Here is a 15968-nt window from a genome sequence, read left to right on the forward strand (position 1 = left end):
GGGGGTTGTGGTGTGGGGTCACGCCTGCTCGGCGTCGGTTTTCTTGGGGGTGTGGTGGGCGAGTTGGTGGTGGTAGCCGAGGATGAACTGTTCCTGCTGGCGCAGACTGGAGCGCACGGGAAACCCTTCGGACTGCTCGACCAGGTCATACAGCTGGTTCAACCGGTTCTTGTGCCAGTCGGCGAGACCGCCGCCGTCGCGACGCCGGATCTTTGTCAGCCACGCCCCGGACTCCTTGCGCCCCTGCGCCAGTACCGGGCGCGGTGTCTCCACAGCGCGCCGGAAGAACCGGTCTCCGAAGGTGCTGTTCACGTCCGACCGCTGGGCTTCGTCTGAGGCGCCGTCGCTGTCCCCGCCACCGCCATCACCGGTGGGACCAGTCTTCTTGCGGTGGGCCGCGCGTTGAGTCTGTTCGAGGACTGCGAACAGACGGCCAGCGAGATACGAAGAGTCGGTGCAGGTTTCGTCCAGAGACATCGGTACCAGGGTGTCTTTCGATTGGCGGGGGCAGCGGGTCAGAGCGAGCCGGATCAGCGCGGCGCGTTGGTTGTCGAGGTGTCCGTCGTTGCGGATACGGTGGATCAGATGCGCCCGCGTCGCGGCGGGCACCGATTCGGCGAGCACCGCGGCCCGCAACACCATGTGCAGGGCCTGGTCGGGACGGTCGGCGTTCTTCGCACCGAAGGACCGGTAGCGCGAGGTTGCTTCGTCCCAGCGACCCAAACACGCGGCCAGCGCGACAGGGCTGTGTATCCAGCGCCCGGCGGGGATTTCGGTTCCGTCCGCCAGCCGCAGCGGCGTGGTGCGCCGCGGGGTGTTCTTGTGATCGCGAAACCAGGCCAGCACGTTGCTGTCGTGATTAACCACGTCGTGTGTGCGGCTGGTCAGTGCGATGTCGACCCATTCGCGGATCATGATGCGGGAGATGTTGCCGCCCACGGCCAGCCAGCAAAACCGGCCCTTGAGCCGCTGCGTGCGTTCCTGCCCAGCGTGTACCGCCTCGAACAGCCGGTCGACCTCGGCAGGGTCGGGATCCAGGATCAGATCCATGTGGTCGGGTTCGTCGGTCTCACTGACCCACCAGGCCAGCCGGGTGTCCTGCCCGGCGAAGGTGAGCGTGTGCTGCGAGGACAGCACACCGGTCAGTCCGACCGTCAGATCATCAGCACACGACAGGCAGATCGGTGTATGGGTCAGTTGCGCGGCCAGGTCGTAGCCGAACACCCGCTCGTTGATACTCACCAGCGCCGCATCATTGGATGCGCCGGGCACCAGCGCAGCCGCTACCTTCCCCGGGATCGTGTTGGCCAATGGGCTCTTTCGCACGCACACCATGCAGATATCGGTGCGGCCACTGCCTTTCATCGCCTCGACCCGAGCACGCCAGAACTGCGCGACGGTGGGACTACGGTAGACGTAGCGGCCATCGACAGCGATGACCACGCCATCCTTCGCTCGGACACCGTCCTCGCGGGCGAGCGCCGCCAACATCCCGGACCGATACGCCCTGGCCAGCACGTGCGGGATCGGGTCCACCTCGGCGGGCACCGCCGCCGCCCAATCCTCGACCAGCGCCACGAAAGCCCGATGACAATCGGCGACGCGCACGCCGTCGGTCGTGTCGTCGCCCCATCCGAGCACGTACTGGATATCGTCGGCGGCGAGGTTCGGTGAAATCCCCACTGTCCGTGTGGATACCGGCACCGTGTGCACGATGCCGCGGGTCGGTTTGTCCGGATCACGCAACGGTTGCAGACGCGCGGTACCGTCGGCGGTGCGGAGGTCGAGTTTCCACCGGAACTCCCGGTCCCGGTGAAACGCCGGCACCGCATTGCGGTGCTCGCGACCGTAGAACATCAAGCGTTCCAACAACATTCAGCCCACCCCTGCCTGCTCGTCGCTGATCCCGTACCGGGGAACACGCAGAACACCGTCCACCAGTTCCGCCCGGAACCAACTCGACCGGCGCGGATTGGTCGAATAGTCGATGCTGTGCAGCATCACTCCCAGATCCGCCGACACCGGGATCGGTTCGGCGTCGTCCGGATCACCGAAATATGCTGGGAATTCCCGCGTTCCGAGGAACGGCTGGCTGAAACACTGGCCGCGACTCACCCGACGGCGCAGCTGATCACGGTAGGCAGCCTCCGGCTTGTTCGCACCCGGCAGCAGATCGATCTGCGCGTGAATCCGGTACTCGACCTCCTTCAAACACAACGCATTCCGCTGCACACGATGCGCCACAGTGTCCACCCGCCGCCCCACCGAGACCGCGTCCATCAGCGGCGCCAAATCGGTTGTCTCGTTGCGCCGCAACGAGAACGTACGGATCGGTTTCAACACTTCGATCCTGTCGATCCGATACACAAACTCGGGCTTCCAATAAATCGCGGTCAACACCCCGACCGCCGCCGTCGGCGTCATCACCGAATACGTCAACCGCTCCGCCGACAACCCCGGCCGCGTAAACAACGCACCAGAACCACCAACCTGAACCACCAACCCCATATACCCCACCCTCCTTCCGAAACGCCTGAACAGGCTACTGCGAACACATCGCTCGGACAGCCAAAAACGTTGAGCCGCATCATGCCCCACAGCACCGACAAGTAATTGAGATTCTCGCCGAGCGCGGACGCCCGGCGCTGCCTCATCCGATGCGCTCCCTGCCGCCGTACTGGACGAGGTTGAGATTCTCGCCGAGCATGGACGCCCGGCGCTGCAATCCGCACCCCCACCATGCATCCAAGCCAGTCACCGTTGAGATTCTCGCCGAGCGCGAACGCCCGGCGCTGCCTGCGAATCCTCACGACCGGCCCGCACCTACTGCGAAGTTGAGATTCTCGCCGAGCGCGGACGCCCGGCGCTGCAACCACGAGCCATCGATGTGCTCAAGCGGGCGCGTCAGTTGAGATTCTCGCCGGGCGCGGACGCCCGGCGCTGCAACCCGACCATTCCCACCGGTACGTGCGCGGCAGGTAGTTGAGATTCTCGCCGGGCGCGGGCGCCCGGCGCTGCTCGTCAAGCCAATCGAACTCGTCACCGACGTCATCGTTGAGATTCTCGCCGGGCGCGGAGGCCCGGCGCTGCGGTCGAGCTCGCCATGGCCGTGCACCAGCACAAGGTGTTGAGATTCCCGCCGAGCGCGGAATGCCCGGCGCTGCCAACATATCCACTTGTCGCGGTCTCCCGGACACAGTGTTGAGATTCTCACCGAGCGCAGACACCTGGCGCTGTCGGTGCTGGAGCCGTCGTATGGGTCCTGCCCTCCGGATGTTGAGATTCTCGCCGAGCGCGGACACCCGGCGCTGCCACCGAGGACCCGCACCGGATCGGCACCCACGCACTCGTTGAGATTCTCGCCGAGCGCGGACGCCCGGCGCTGCCCGAGCGGGGTTGCGTTGGCCCAGTGGACGTGGTCGTTGAGATTCTCGCCGAGCGCGAACGCCCGGCGCTGCCACCGCCGCGTCGGTACGACCATGTCTTGCCTCGGTTGTTGAGATTCTCGCCGAGCGCGGACGCCCGGCGCTGCGTTCGCCGCCCACAGGGCGAATCGGATGCCTCGGTTGAGATTCTCGCCGAGCGCGGACGCCCGGCGCTGCTCGATCCACCCACCCGTTTCCGGACAGGTTGTCCCGTTGAGATTCTCGCCGAGCCGGACGCCCGGCGCTGCGGGTCGCTTGCTGCAGGCCGGGGCCGAGACCGTCGATGTTGAGATTCTCGCCGAGCGCGGACGCCCGGCGCTGCCCTATCGACCGGGCGACGGTCCTCGCCGCACTGGAGGTTGAGATTCTCGCCGAGCGCGGACGCCCGGCGCTGCCCGACGCTGAGACCATGTCGAACCTGGTCAAGCAGTTGAGATTCTCGCCGAGCGCGGACGCCCGGCGCTGCCCTGGATGATCTACGGTTTTGCCGTCCTCTCGTGAAATGTGCGATGGAATGTCGTAATTCTGTGATCGTTTGTGCTGGTGGCTGGTTGGGAACGTTCCTGGATCGTTGGTCGCGCTTGGGGTTCCAAACCAATCCAGGACACATCGCTGTCGTCTGGCACGCTGGAAATTGGTCACGGTGGCGTCGGTGGTTCGGCGGTGTTACTCGTCAGAATATGGTCTCGATGCTTGCTTCATCGAGCCCGACTCCGCGGCGTGTGTGGGGATCCCAGTCGTAGGTGCCTTTCCATATGCCGAGATCGCCGATGACGTTGTCTATCAAGGCCGCAACGTCGGGGCGTTCAGCGGTCGTGGTGCGTAGCTGGACGATCCACGGTTGCAGCTGCCGCAGGGCTGCGCGGCTGTTCATGGTGCCTGCGGCGAGGTCGGCGAGGTCGGCGAGGTCAGCGAGGATGGTCTGTACATGGTCGGGGTGGTCGTGGTCGAGGACGACCAGCGGGACGGATTCGTCGGTGATCATCCGGAATGCCTTGCGCGGGTCGCGTTTTCGGCTGGTGCCGGTGTTGATCAGTGGGCCGTCGGCGACGGCGTGGAAGTCCAGGCCCTCGCGGTGGTGCTGGATGATCTGGCCCACTGGCGCGTTCGATGTGTTGATTCGTTGCTGGTCGAGTTGGAGGTCGGTGTAGAGCTCTTCGTAGTAGCGGGCCAGGGTCTGCTGGTTGTCGAGTTCGGGCCCGTCGGGCCCGAAGTGGCGCACGGCCAGCTGGCACGCCAGCTCGTACTCCGCGGGTCGGCGACCGTCGGCGGGGTCGAACACCACCAGGCCGCCGAGGGTGTGTTCGCCGTGGCGGTTGGCGCGGCCGGCAGCCTGCTGCAACGAATCCGCCGGTGCCAGCGCCCGCCACACCACAGGGAACGAGAGGTCCACACCCGCTTCGACCAGCTGTGTCGACACCACGACGGTGGGCAGCCCGCCCCGTAGCCGCTCGGCCACGGTGGCCAGGACCGCGCGGCGATGCTGCGGGCACATCCGTGTCGACAGATGCCACACGTCGTCGCGGTGTTGGGACACCAGCCGGTACAGGGTTCGCGCGTCGGCGACCGAGTTCACGATCACCAGGGCCTGCGGCTGCGCGCCGATCTCCTCGGCGATCTGCGGCCAGGTCGGCTTGGGGTCGAGCAGCCACCGATACTTGACGCGCCGGGCCTGATCGAACAACGGCTGCGGGTCGCCGATGATCTCGGTGATCCGCACCCGCTCGCGGGTGTCGGAGCCCTGCCACACCGACAGTGCCTGGAAATGGGGCTGTGTCGCCGATGTCAACAACACGGTAGTGCCGAAATCCTCTGCCAGGGTGCGTAATCCGCTCAGGATCGGCAGCAGCAGTCGGGTTGGCAGGGCTTGGACCTCGTCGAGGATCACCACCGCGTTCGCCAGCCGATGCAGCTTGCGGACCTGGGATGGTTTGCGTCCGAACAACGAGTCGAACAACTGCACGGTGGTCGTCACCACGAACGGGGCGTCCCAGTTCTCGGCTGCCAGCCGCGACCACCGATCGCGCACACCATCGGATCCCGATGTCGTTTCCTCGGTGTCGGTTTCGTCGAAACGGACGCTGGAGTGGTGTTCCAGCACCACCGGCTGATCCTCGGTGTCGAGCAAGCGGCGGTACACATCGGCGTTCTGCTCGGTGATCGTGATGAACGGTACCGCCACGATCACCCGCGACTTCCCCCACCGGGCCGCGTGATGTAACCCGAACGCTGCCTGCGCAAACGTCTTACCCAACCCGGTCGGCGCCGCCAACCGGAACAACCCCGGCTCCCCCGCCGCAGCCACCACCGCCGCGTCGTACACCTGCGAGCGCAACCGCGAAATCGCACTCACACTCTCGCCGATCATCTCGGCGCGACGACGTTCGAAACGCTCAACCAGCACGCCCATGTCCGCCGGTGGCGCTACCTGCGGGCCAGCCAGTCCGTTCCGGTGCGCGGCGGTATCGAGGTGATCAGCATCGACCAACGCCGAGAACACCAGCCGCAACCGCATCTCCCCCGCCAGCTTGTCCGCCACCCGCGACCACCGGATCGGAAACAACCCGCGCCGCAACCGCGCTCCCGCCGCTTCCGGCACCGCCGAACAGAACCTGGCCGCCGCCTCGTGATCATCGACGGTCGGTGGATCGGTCAGAACAACCTGCAGCGCTTGCGGATTCGTCAAACCGCCATGATGGCCCAGCACCGCCAGAGCGGCCAACCCTGCGGCATCGAACGCCAGCCGCGCCCCCAACTGCTTGTGCGGCAACCCGACCCGGTTCCCCGTGCCTTCCACCTCGAGCAACCGCTGCTGCCACCCGCACGACGCCTTCCCCGCGTCATGAAACAAACCCAGTGCATACGCCAACTCCCCCGCACCGAACACCGACGCGAAACGCGACGCCCACTCCGCCGTCGACCGACAATGCTCACCCAACTCGTGACGAACCCCCGAACGATCACTGCGACTATGCGCCCACAGAACCACCGCCCCAACTTAGCCAGCCACACCGACAATCCACGGACAACGCCTGCAGGAGGAAGGAATCAGTTGGTGCACAACCCATCTGCAGCGCTGACCCTCTACCTGCATCTGGTCGGGTCTCATCCCGCCACTCTCGCCGCTGGAGACCACGACGAGCTAATGGCCCGGCTCATCGAACTCGGGACGACCATTCAGGTCGCAGAAGACGAGGTGCGGCGAGAAGTGGACCGCCTGGCCAGTCATCCGGCCAGCGGGCGCATGCCGACCTGGCACGTGGGTGTGCCCGATGTCCTGGTCTCGGCCGGTCTGCTGCACGCCGACACGGTCCGGACTCACACTCACATCACCAGCTGATCCACACCGCCTCCAGCCGCTGCAACAGTCGCACGGAGCCGCCGTCCCGGCACCGATCCCGTTGGCAGGCGATCGGCCATAGTGCCCCGCTGCCGGTCGGCTGGACCTTCCGCGAGCGACCGGTGACTCAGCGGCTCACTCCTCGGGGCCTTATCGCTGCGGTAACACGCGCCCGCCCGGTCGAACGTACCTAACGTGACTGTCACTTATCGAAAACCTCTCAGGGCCAACGGATTTCCGCGCGGCGCACCCTAGGCACCAGAAGGACCTGTGGTCCTATTGATAGCGATCAGGATCTCCAACCGGGGCGTGCGGAGGTGGACATAGTTGTCGTTTCGCGGGGCTGTTGTCGGCCTTCTGCGGCGCTCACTGGTTCACCACGTGATGGAACAGGGTCTCATTAGGGGCGGGCGCGACAACGGCGGGTAGGTCGAGGTGGGTGCGTAGGTCCAGTACTGCGCTGGGGTCGGCGAGGTTCATGCCGTTGTGTCGGAAGAACTGTGCCAGTCCTGTTGTGCTGGTGTCGAATTGGCCGTAGACGATGCCTACACCCGCTTGGCGTGCGAGGGTGATCGCTTGATGTAGCAGCGCTGTTCCTACGCCGTGCTGGGTGTAGCCGGGGAGCACGGCCATGGCGTGGATTCTCATCGTCGTCAGCGCTGCCTGTAGGACCGCGGTGCGTCCGAAGGTGGCGAGTTGAGCGCACAGGAGAAACGACGGCCCCGCCGACAGCCCCCCGATAGGGCGGCCATCGGCGACGGCGACTAGAGCCATCGTCCGCGCGGCCAGCACTGTCGGCACGTTGGTCGCTGCGCTTGCGGTGTTGTGCACTGACAGTGCGTATTCTCGCGAGAGCCCGGTGGACAGAATTCCTGCGTCGCTGATCTGGACGAGGTTGCGTCCGGCCCGGCGTGCGTGGGCCACTCCGGCGAGATGGTGCCATCGGGTGAACTCGCGTAATTCGGCGCGGCAACGGGCAGGGCGTATTTGAACGGTGATCCCGATGGACCGGGCGAAGGCAGGCATAGGTTTCTCCTATTCAGTGGAGCAGAGTATCGGTTCGTCGTGCGAGGTGGGCGGGTGCCGAATAGTGCTGGAAGGGTGGCTATTCGGGTAGCCACATCTGTTCGCCGCAGGTGTCGGTGCTGACGCGGCCGAGTTGGACGTCGGAGAAGTGCATCCCGAAGCCGAGGGTGTCGGGCGTGGTGAGTTCGTCGATCAGGCGGCGGCTGGTCGTCTCTGATTCGGCGGGGTCGTCGTCGACAGCGGCGCATAGTTCGGGGTGGGTGATCTGGAGTGGGGTTTGCATGGCGTCGCCGAACGCGATCAGCCGGTGGCCGGGTGAGGTGATGGTGTAGGCGAGGTGGCCGCGGCTGTGGCCGGGGGTGGCCAGGGCGTATACGCCTGGGAAGATCTCCTCGCCGTCAGCGATGGTGTTGACGTGGGCGGTGAATGTGTCGAGCATTTCTGGGCTGATCCCCGCGGTGAGCGTGAGATCGCGGTGGTCCCATTCGGTGTCTCCGACCAGGACCGGGGTATCGGCGAAGGGACTGGCGGTGGTCGCGGGCGTGGATTGCCAGAGCCAACCGATGTGGTCCAGATGTAGGTGGGTGATGGCGATCAGTTCGATGTCGGTTGGGGCTTTGCCCGTGGCGGCGAGGCTGGTGAGTAGCTGCCCGCCGCGCATGAGCCCGTAGGGCGTGGGCACGGCCAGTGGTCCGACGCCTGCGTCGATGAGCATGGTCCGGTTGCGGTATTCGATCAGCAACGCGCCGATGCTTGCGACCAGGTATCCGTCGGGATTGACCAGATGCGCGTGCTCGGCCAAGATCCGGTCATCGGCGCCGGGCAGCCAGACGCGGGGATCGAGCAGAGCGACCCCGTCAGGTAGGTAGGTGATGCGGTGATCGCCGAGTTGGCGGTGATGGCTTATTGCGGGGCGGGTGAAGTGGTCCAAGCTCACGGTCATGGCGGGGGCTCCTGTCGTGTGGGTGTGGGACGGACGCAGGAGGCGGTGTGCGTCATCAGGGCGAACGTGGCGTGTGTGGGCTCTGGGACGACGCTGGTCACGACGGCCCGGTGGCCGTGTCATGGCGTGAACGGGCAGGGTGTCGTCGTCTGCTCGGCTGCGACGACGCCGCCAGTGGTGGTGCCGACATTCGATGAATGCATGTCGCCTCGCTTGAAACTTGTTGGTGGACAACGACTACCGACCGTTACGGATCTGGTCCGGCGTCCGGATACGCGTCGACGGCGGCGGAATCACCGCTGTCGAGCTCAGCCGAGGCGTCCCATTCGGAGGTGGTGCCTGGTATCGCGACGGTGATCACTGACTCGATGTCGGTTCCGGTGTCGGAGTCGGTGTCGTTCGTGGCTGCGGTGTCGAGGCTGTGGCGAGCGCGGTCGATCAGCGCCTGTGGTGTCGGGGGTTGTTCTGCGTCGGCTGCCGGAGTGTCGGTGTCGCGATTTGTCCTGCGCAGGCTCTTCAGTGAGCGCCGCACTGTGGCGGCGATGGCGGGGGTGGTGTAGGTGCGCCAGGCAGCGTTGATGTCGTCGAGGCTGTAGTGCTGGTAGGTCTGGACGCGTCGATCGAGGTATCTAGTGGCGGCGTTGAATACGCGGGCGCGCTCTGTGCCGTCGATGCCGAGCGAGGTGGCGGTGGCCGCGGCGCGTGTCCACAGCGCTGTCATGTTGCGTCGAAGCTGGTCGGCGGCCGCGGGTTCCGGGTCGGTAGTGACTCCGTCAGTAGCGAGTCGGTGCTGGCGGGCGACCGTTATCGCGGCCATGTCGGCGAGCTGTCGGGTGTCCTGGGCAACCCGTTCAAGGTTTCGGCGCCGTGTCGGCGATCGCGTTGGGGGCAGCAGTAGTTCGTCGGTCCAGGCACGGCCGGATCGCCCGGCCGCGCGGGCTTGGTCGACCCAGCCCGCGGGCATACCGCCTGCGCGGGCGCGGATCTCGGTCAGGTCCCGATCACGGTCGACTTCAGCGATATGGTCGAGCAACTCGATGCCCTGCGCCGAGTCCGGGCTAGTCTCCGGTAGGGCTTGGCGCAACCGCTCGCCGACGGCGGCGAGCCGGTGGATCTGGCGTAGAAGCGCTGCCTGCTCGGGCGGGATATCGCGGATCCGCAGCGGCGGGGTCGGGCCGGTCATGGCTCGGCCTCTCGCCACGTCGGTGCCGCCGCGGCTACGTCGATCTGTGTGGGGTCGATGCTCCAGGGTTCGGTGCCCGCTGAGTCACTGAATATCGGTGCATCCATGATTGTTTCGGCATCGGCGCTATAGGTGGGGTTCGCGGCGTCGACCGCGGCGTCGATGTCCGCGCCCGGTGTCGCTGCCGACAGGAACAGTGGTGTCGGGGGCGTGAGTGCGGCACTGATCGCGGGCTCGAGCGTCTCGTGGGAGGGCAGTGCCACTGCGGTGTCGATCGCGATCCCGGCTTCGGCCAGCGCACGGGCTTGTAGTGCGTCGGTACGGGTGTCGGTGCGTGCCACGTGATGCCAGCGCTGGGCAAGACCATCGACCGGGACACCGTCGAGCATCGCCACCCCTGCGGCGACCCAGTCGCCTTCGGTGCCCCACAACTGGTGGGCCTGCTGCGCATCGACGCCGAGCAGGTTCGCCACGCCCGTGGTCCTGGCCCGTAGTACCCGCAGGTTGTCGTCGAATCGTGCGCTCGCCGCGTCCTCGGCTGGTGCTGCGAGCGGGCTGTAGGCGGCGGCGAGGGCGGTCCATTCGCGCAGCCGCTGCACGTGTGCGTCGAGGCCGCCGAGGATTTCGTCCCAGTTGAGCGGTTCGGGGGTACGCAGGTAGAGGTCGGGGTTCCACGCCACTGCTCGGTCGCCGCGCTCGCGGACGTGATCGACCCACGCGCGCGGTACCCCACCAGCGAGTGCGACATCGGTCAATGCTTCCCGCAGGGTCGCGTGATGGTGGAAGACCTCGTACCAGGACGGCGGTGGGCGTTGCCCGCTGTGTTGCTCGTGCCGGGTCGCCTCGGCCAGCATGGTGGTGACTGTCACCGATTGGTTCTGCAGGGACCGCAGCACCTGCGCCTGCGGGCGTGTCGGCGTGATCACAACCCCAGCCCTCCCGCCGAACCGTTTGCGAAGGCTCGGAAGTCGGGGCCGAATCCCAGGTGCTCGATCGCGGTTTTCGCACCGGGGACGCCGAACCACGCTGTGGGGATGGGTTCGGTTGGCAGTCCGGGGATGTCGAGGTGCTGGTCGGGGGTGCAGCGGTGAAGCGGGCCATTGGCGGCGTCGAGGATGTAGCGCATGTGGGGGTCGATGTGGCGCACGAACAGCCCGCTCATCGCGGACTTGTCCTCAGCCAGGCGCGCTGCTTCAAAGACCGCGTGCAGGCCGGCGAAGCGGACCGCGACCGCCTGGTGGCGCCACCACTGCCGACACCAGCTGTATTGGCCTTCCCGATTCGAGCCCGCGATCCGCACCGCGGTAACCGGCAGCAACCAGTCCTGCACGAACTCGCTGTAATGAGCGAACCGCGGCGGTGGCTTCTTCGGGTCCTGCTCCTCGCCCTCGGGTGCGGTATCGGGTGAGCGGTTCGCGGAAGTGAACCAACCCACTGGGACCGGGTCGAACGGCAACGAGGGTGTGGGCAGGTGGGTGGTGCGGGTGCAGCGGTACAGCGGACCGTTGGCGGCGTCGAGGATGACTCGGAAGTGGGCGTCGAGGTGTGATAGCAGGAACGTGCTGAGGCTGTTGGCGTTCTGTGCGCGCCGTTGCGCTTCGAATGCGGTGTGTAGGTGCGCGATTCGCACGGCGACGCCGCGGTGGGCCCACCACTTGCTGCACCAGGTGTAGGTGTTCTCCCGGTTCGCTTCGGCCAACCGGACGTTGATCGTGGGCAGCAGCCACTTTTCGGTGAACTGGGTGAAATGCCGGTAAGCCGGTGGCATCGGCGGCTTCTTGCCCGCCGCCGCGGTCGGTGCGTTCATGACCGCTCACCACCGTCTGCCGGATCGCCGTTGATGACCTCAGCTGCCCCATAGATCAGGTGGGCCGCTTTCTCGAAGCGCTCCAACGATTTCCGGATCAAGGGTGCGTATTCGGTGTCGGACCACCAGATCTTGTGCACGACGACCGGTCCGTGGTTCGGGAGTCGAACCAGGGCACGGTCTTTGGGTAGTGCGGCCAGCAGGGCGACATCGAGGATGGGTTCGGGACGCCAGGTCAGGGTGCGGTTGACTCCCCCGGCGCCGTGGCTGCGGGAGCGGTCGGCCACATCGTGGGGGCCGGTCATCGCCGACCAGTGTTCGAGGTAGTCGACCGCGGCGATCCCACCGCCGTAGACTTCGATGGATTGGGCGCGCATCGTTTTGAGACCGTTTGCGCCCCACAGGTCTTCGCCTTGTTCGAGGACCTGCAGGATCGTGATGAGGATGATCCCGCAGCCACCGGCGTAGGTGTAATAGGAAGGCAACTCCGAGATGCGGGCGCAGTTGGCGGCCTCGTCGAGCACCCCCAGCAGCGGCACCGCCAGCCGCCCATCCGGGCGTGCCCGCGCTGCCTCGAGCCCGGCCTCGAGTATCTGGCCGACCAACGCCGAGGTCAACGGCGTGGCTCCGTCGGGACCGGCCATCGACAGCGCATACAGAGTGTCGGTGGAGGTCACGAACTCGGCCGGAATGAACTGCGGCAGATCATGAGTCGGCTCTTGTTCGGTCTTGTCGATGACGACGCGGGTTTTGCGGCTCTTGTTGTCGGCTTCCTCCCGTACCGCCAGGAGCTGGCGTCGTGGCGGGGTGACCATGCGGGCGTAGCCCTCGTCGGACAGGACGTTCAAATACCTTCTGGCCATGTCGTATAGGCCATCGCGTTGGCGGGCGTAGAGGGCTTGGGATTCGAGGATGCGTTCGGCGGGCCGATGGTGGCCGTAGTGACGCAGGATCAACACCGGGGTTTGGTCCTGATCTCTGCCAAGCCATTCGGCCACGTGCAGCAAATCCCCACCCGCACACGCCGCGGCATACGTATACAGGCTCAACAGTTCTTGGGCGCCACCGTCGAAATAGGAATCGACCCGGGCGTTGGCGGCCTGCACAGCTGACCCTGAAGCGGCCGAGACGAAGAACCCGGCCAACTTACGTGCCGCTGGCAAGTTCGTGACCTGGGTGAGCAGGTCGACCCAGAACCCGCACTCGATCGTGCCGGTGACCGCTTGCAGATCACACAGCCAGATCCTGCCGCGCTGTTCGCGCCCGTAGACGGTGTGCCGGTAGAGGTCGGGTTTGTTGCTCGTGGCCAGGCACGGTCCCCATGCCGCCATGACTGCGGGGATAGCCCACGCCATTGTCTTGCCGGTGCGGGTGCCCGCCGCGATTGTCACCCCGAGCTCGGCGGGCACGAACAACTCCACCCCACCGATCACCGTCTTGCCCAGTGGCGGGCCTTTGCTGGCTTGGATCTCCGGGGCGGCGTCGTGCAGCAGCCGCTGGTTGGCGACCGCGTTGTCGCGGGCACGGGCCAACCGAATCGCAGCCGGGCGTTGCATCGTGCGCGCTGCCGCGTCGATCTCACTGCGGGCGCTCAACATCCGCCAGCCTGCGACGACGAGGGCGGCTCCTGCGGCGGTGAAGGCGACGGCCAGGACGCTGGCTTGCCATGGCCAGCGGTGTTGTCCGGCGACGACTTCGAGCAGCGCGGTCACCGGATGGCGGGTGACCGGTAGCCCGGCCCACCAGCTGCCCAGGCTCAACGCCGCCCACAACGTCAGCGCGAAGGCCACCAACGCCAGAAATGCCAGCAGCAGCGTGGTTTCCTCACCCAGGCCGCGTTTGGTGCGGCGACGGGTCTCTCGTGTCGAGATCATGGTCAAAGTCCTCCAAGGCGTGTAAAGGATTGGGGTGAACCGGTTTTCACAGCGCGACGTCGGCGTCGACGCCGTGGGTGCGGTGTGTGGTCGTGGGGTTCTCCTCGACGCCGTCGCCGCTGCGCCAATCGGCGAACTGCGCGGCGGGCAGAGCAGCGGCGGTGGCGTCGTCGATGGCCGCGCCGCCGCCTTGGCCGGTGCGCGCTAGCCCGTCGCGGGTGTCGTTCTCGATCCCCTCGGCCACGGTCTCGGAGACGGCGAAGTCGCGTTCCTCGACCGGCGGTGTGTTGGGCTCGAACTGCGGGGCGTCGGTGTGTGCGTGCCGGTAGGTGCCGTCGCGTCCTGCCCGGTAGGCGGCCTCGATATCGGCGGACGGGACACCGGCGTCTGCGGCGTCGACGCGGGCGCGGCGGGCTTCTGCGAGCAGGGATTCCAGGCGTGCTATGTGGGCCTGGTCCTGCTCTGGTGAGCCATCCCATCGCTCGGCCAGCCAAGCGTGCTCAGCGGTGAGGTCCTGGAGTTGACGCAAGGCGGCGCGTTGGCGGGCGGCGCGTTCGTCAGCGCCGGTGTCGAGGTCCCCGAGTTCTTCCTCGGCCGCCAGCAGATCATCGGTTTCGGCGATGATCGCGTCGATCTCGGCCAGACCGGCCAGTTCCGGGCCGCGGCCACCGAGCGCTCGCTCCAGCAGGGTGGTGCGCTCGGCGTCGCGTCCAGCGGAGTGCTGCGGCGGGCGCCAGCGGACGCCGTCTTGATCGGAGCCGTTGATGGTGGTTTCGAGATGGCCGGTGACTTCGGCGGCCTGGCGCAGGTTGCGCCACACCACCGCATCGACACCGATATCTCCTGCGGTTCTGGCTCGATCGATCTGGTCGTAGGCGGCGCGGGTGGCTTCCGGGCGGTGTTCCCACCCGGCGACCGCGGCCTGTAGTTGCTCCCACTGGGTGCGGTTCTCGATGGATGAGTGGCGGCCCCACCGTGCGGCCAGCTCATCGGCCTGGGTGGTGAATTCCTGCTTCTGCTCGGGTGTTTCGGCGAACGGCGCGAACAGCCGCAGCTGGTAGTAGCGGGTGAAATCGGCCCGGATCTCGGCTTCGGTCAAATCGGCTGCGTCGTGGTAGTAGGCCGGATCGGTGGCTGCGTGTCGTGGATCGGGCCAGCTCATCGCGCAGCCCATTCGGATGTGGTGGACATCGTCGACCTCCAGTAAGGAAGGCGTGTACCGCGAACCGTCATCTGGCGGTGCGGCGGTGTTCGGATGTCCCCTGGCAGTGCGGTTTCGGCGTCCCGGTCAGTACCCGTGACCGGTGCGTCGACGAAAAGCGTGTGCTGCGAATACCTCTGACCGATCAGTAGGCGGTCAGGTGTTGGTGGCGATGTTCGGCTAGTAGGGGTCGGTGCCCAACTCGGTCGAGCGGTGTGGGTTGGTGATCTGGTCGGCGTGGTCGGTTTCGCTGTCCCAGCTGTGGGAGCCTTCGGGGAGGGCGGCGTCGATGGCCTCGGTGATGGCGGTGGGCTCGACGTCGCGATCGGATTCGCTGGCGGCGTTGTTGATGGCCGCGTCGACGAATTCCGCGCGCAGCGACGCGGTAGCGGCGTCGATCATCTGTTGCGGTGTCGGTGGGATGGCCTCGGCGCCAGCGATGGGGATGCCGGTATCGGGGTCGGTAGGAACATAAGGTGGGATGGCTAGGTCGGTGCGGACGGTCGCGTAGGAGTTCCATTCGTTGACCAGCGTCAATTCGTCATAGGTTGCGAGATTGACCGCGAGCTGGCGCCGGACGCCTTCGGCGACCGGTCCCCACAGTTCGTCGGCTTCGGTGGCGGTGATCTGCGCGGCGTGCGCCAGAGCGGTCACTCGTTCGTGGTAGAGGTGCATGTTCTGTGCGAACTGTGCCGCGGCGATGGGATTGGTGGCGAAGCTCCACCGTCCGGTCGCGATGCGGTCCGCGCGGGCCGCAGACAGGCCGGCCATCCGTTCCAGATGCCACAAGTCCAGCGACAGCATGCCTATGCACAAGTCCTGCGCGGCGTTGTCGCGAGCCGGGTTCTGCCGCACTCCGGCTTCCACACGGGGACGGGTGCTCTGGATGCCGAGTTCGCGGGCGTCTTCGATCCAGGCCGGTTCGATCCCGGCGGTGAGCGCGGTCTGTTCGGCACGCTCCCGTTGGGCTTCCAGCCCGTCCAGATGGGTTTGCCAGGCCGTGCGTGGCTCGTCCTCGGCGGTAAGGGTTTCGAAGTTCTCCCACCCAGCATCCAGGATGCGGGTGTGTTCGCCGGCCAGCAGCCGGATCCGTAGCAGCAGCTGGGCCTGCCATTGGACCACCGTCTGCGGCGGCGAGGACTCGGGGTCGGGACTCGTCAATGTCATCG

General features: G+C 66.5%; 12 protein-coding genes. 1 reads left to right on the forward strand and 11 read right to left on the reverse strand.

Going from position 1 to position 15968, the window contains the following annotated elements:
• Positions 1–18: 18 nt before the first annotated feature.
• The 3 genes from ACHQ4I_RS29975 to cas3 form a co-directional block, all read right to left on the reverse strand.
• A complete protein-coding gene (locus ACHQ4I_RS29975) occupies positions 19–1875 on the reverse strand; it encodes a type I-C CRISPR-associated protein Cas8c/Csd1 (protein ID WP_420775234.1) in 1857 nt (618 codons plus the stop codon).
• Positions 1876–2598 carry a type I-C CRISPR-associated protein Cas5c gene (cas5c, locus tag ACHQ4I_RS29980; RefSeq protein ID WP_420775235.1) on the reverse strand — a complete coding sequence of 241 codons (723 nt, stop codon included), beginning with the start codon at positions 2596–2598 and terminating at the stop codon, positions 1876–1878. It abuts the gene before it with no gap.
• Between the two features lie 1500 nt (positions 2599–4098).
• Positions 4099–6414 (reverse strand): CRISPR-associated helicase Cas3', encoded by a 2316-nt coding sequence (cas3, locus tag ACHQ4I_RS29985; protein WP_420775236.1) that lies wholly within the window; start codon positions 6412–6414, stop codon positions 4099–4101.
• A 66-nt stretch (positions 6415–6480) separates the two neighbouring features.
• Here cas3 and ACHQ4I_RS29990 point away from each other — a divergent pair, with 66 nt between their 5' ends.
• Complete coding sequence (locus ACHQ4I_RS29990; RefSeq protein ID WP_420775237.1) at positions 6481–6765, forward strand: hypothetical protein; 285 nt, start codon at positions 6481–6483, stop codon at positions 6763–6765.
• Positions 6766–7131: 366 nt separating this feature from the next.
• Here the strand turns inward: ACHQ4I_RS29990 and ACHQ4I_RS29995 are convergent, their stop codons facing one another.
• The 8 genes from ACHQ4I_RS29995 to ACHQ4I_RS30030 form a co-directional block, all read right to left on the reverse strand.
• Positions 7132–7791, reverse strand: coding sequence for a GNAT family N-acetyltransferase (locus tag ACHQ4I_RS29995; protein ID WP_420775238.1), 660 nt, complete (start codon positions 7789–7791; stop codon positions 7132–7134).
• 79 nt (positions 7792–7870) lie between these two features.
• A complete protein-coding gene (locus ACHQ4I_RS30000) occupies positions 7871–8734 on the reverse strand; it encodes an MBL fold metallo-hydrolase (protein ID WP_420775239.1) in 864 nt (287 codons plus the stop codon).
• A 247-nt stretch (positions 8735–8981) separates the two neighbouring features.
• The gene (locus ACHQ4I_RS30005; protein WP_420775240.1) at positions 8982–9917 is read right to left on the reverse strand and encodes a hypothetical protein; all 936 of its coding nucleotides are present in this window, start codon (positions 9915–9917) and stop codon (positions 8982–8984) included.
• Complete coding sequence (locus ACHQ4I_RS30010) at positions 9914–10843, reverse strand: hypothetical protein (protein WP_420775241.1); 930 nt, start codon at positions 10841–10843, stop codon at positions 9914–9916. Before ACHQ4I_RS30010 ends, ACHQ4I_RS30005 begins: the two co-directional genes overlap by 4 nt.
• Positions 10840–11724, reverse strand: a complete 885-nt coding sequence (locus ACHQ4I_RS30015; RefSeq protein WP_420775242.1) for a DUF4913 domain-containing protein — start codon at positions 11722–11724, stop codon at positions 10840–10842. The genes ACHQ4I_RS30010 and ACHQ4I_RS30015 overlap by 4 nt, the downstream gene beginning before the upstream one ends.
• On the reverse strand, positions 11721–13598 hold the full coding sequence (locus ACHQ4I_RS30020) for a type IV secretory system conjugative DNA transfer family protein (RefSeq protein ID WP_420775243.1): 1878 nt from the start codon (positions 13596–13598) through the stop codon (positions 11721–11723). The genes ACHQ4I_RS30015 and ACHQ4I_RS30020 overlap by 4 nt, the downstream gene beginning before the upstream one ends.
• Before the next feature lie 46 nt (positions 13599–13644).
• Positions 13645–14760 (reverse strand): hypothetical protein, encoded by a 1116-nt coding sequence (locus tag ACHQ4I_RS30025; RefSeq protein ID WP_420775244.1) that lies wholly within the window; start codon positions 14758–14760, stop codon positions 13645–13647.
• Positions 14761–14979: 219 nt separating this feature from the next.
• A complete protein-coding gene (locus ACHQ4I_RS30030; RefSeq protein WP_420775245.1) occupies positions 14980–15966 on the reverse strand; it encodes a hypothetical protein in 987 nt (328 codons plus the stop codon).
• Positions 15967–15968: the final 2 nt, after the last annotated feature.

It is taken from the genome of Nocardia nepalensis, assembly GCF_048910785.1.
Classification (GTDB): Bacteria; Actinomycetota; Actinomycetes; order Mycobacteriales; family Mycobacteriaceae; genus Nocardia; species Nocardia nepalensis.

Bases quoted from the DNA above. Each gene is read 5' to 3' on its own strand.
- ACHQ4I_RS29975 (WP_420775234.1), bottom strand. From the start codon at position 1,875: ATGTTGTTGGAACGCTTGATGTTCTACGGTCGCGAGCACCGCAATGCG.
- ACHQ4I_RS29995 (WP_420775238.1), bottom strand. From the start codon at position 7,791: ATGCCTGCCTTCGCCCGGTCCATCGGGATCACCGTTCAAATACGCCCT.
- ACHQ4I_RS30000 (WP_420775239.1), bottom strand. From the start codon at position 8,734: ATGACCGTGAGCTTGGACCACTTCACCCGCCCCGCAATAAGCCATCAC.
- ACHQ4I_RS30005 (WP_420775240.1), bottom strand. From the start codon at position 9,917: ATGACCGGCCCGACCCCGCCGCTGCGGATCCGCGATATCCCGCCCGAG.
- ACHQ4I_RS30015 (WP_420775242.1), bottom strand. From the start codon at position 11,724: ATGAACGCACCGACCGCGGCGGCGGGCAAGAAGCCGCCGATGCCACCG.
- ACHQ4I_RS30020 (WP_420775243.1), bottom strand. From the start codon at position 13,598: ATGATCTCGACACGAGAGACCCGTCGCCGCACCAAACGCGGCCTGGGT.
- ACHQ4I_RS30025 (WP_420775244.1), bottom strand. From the start codon at position 14,760: ATGAGCTGGCCCGATCCACGACACGCAGCCACCGATCCGGCCTACTAC.
- ACHQ4I_RS30030 (WP_420775245.1), bottom strand. From the start codon at position 15,966: ATGACATTGACGAGTCCCGACCCCGAGTCCTCGCCGCCGCAGACGGTG.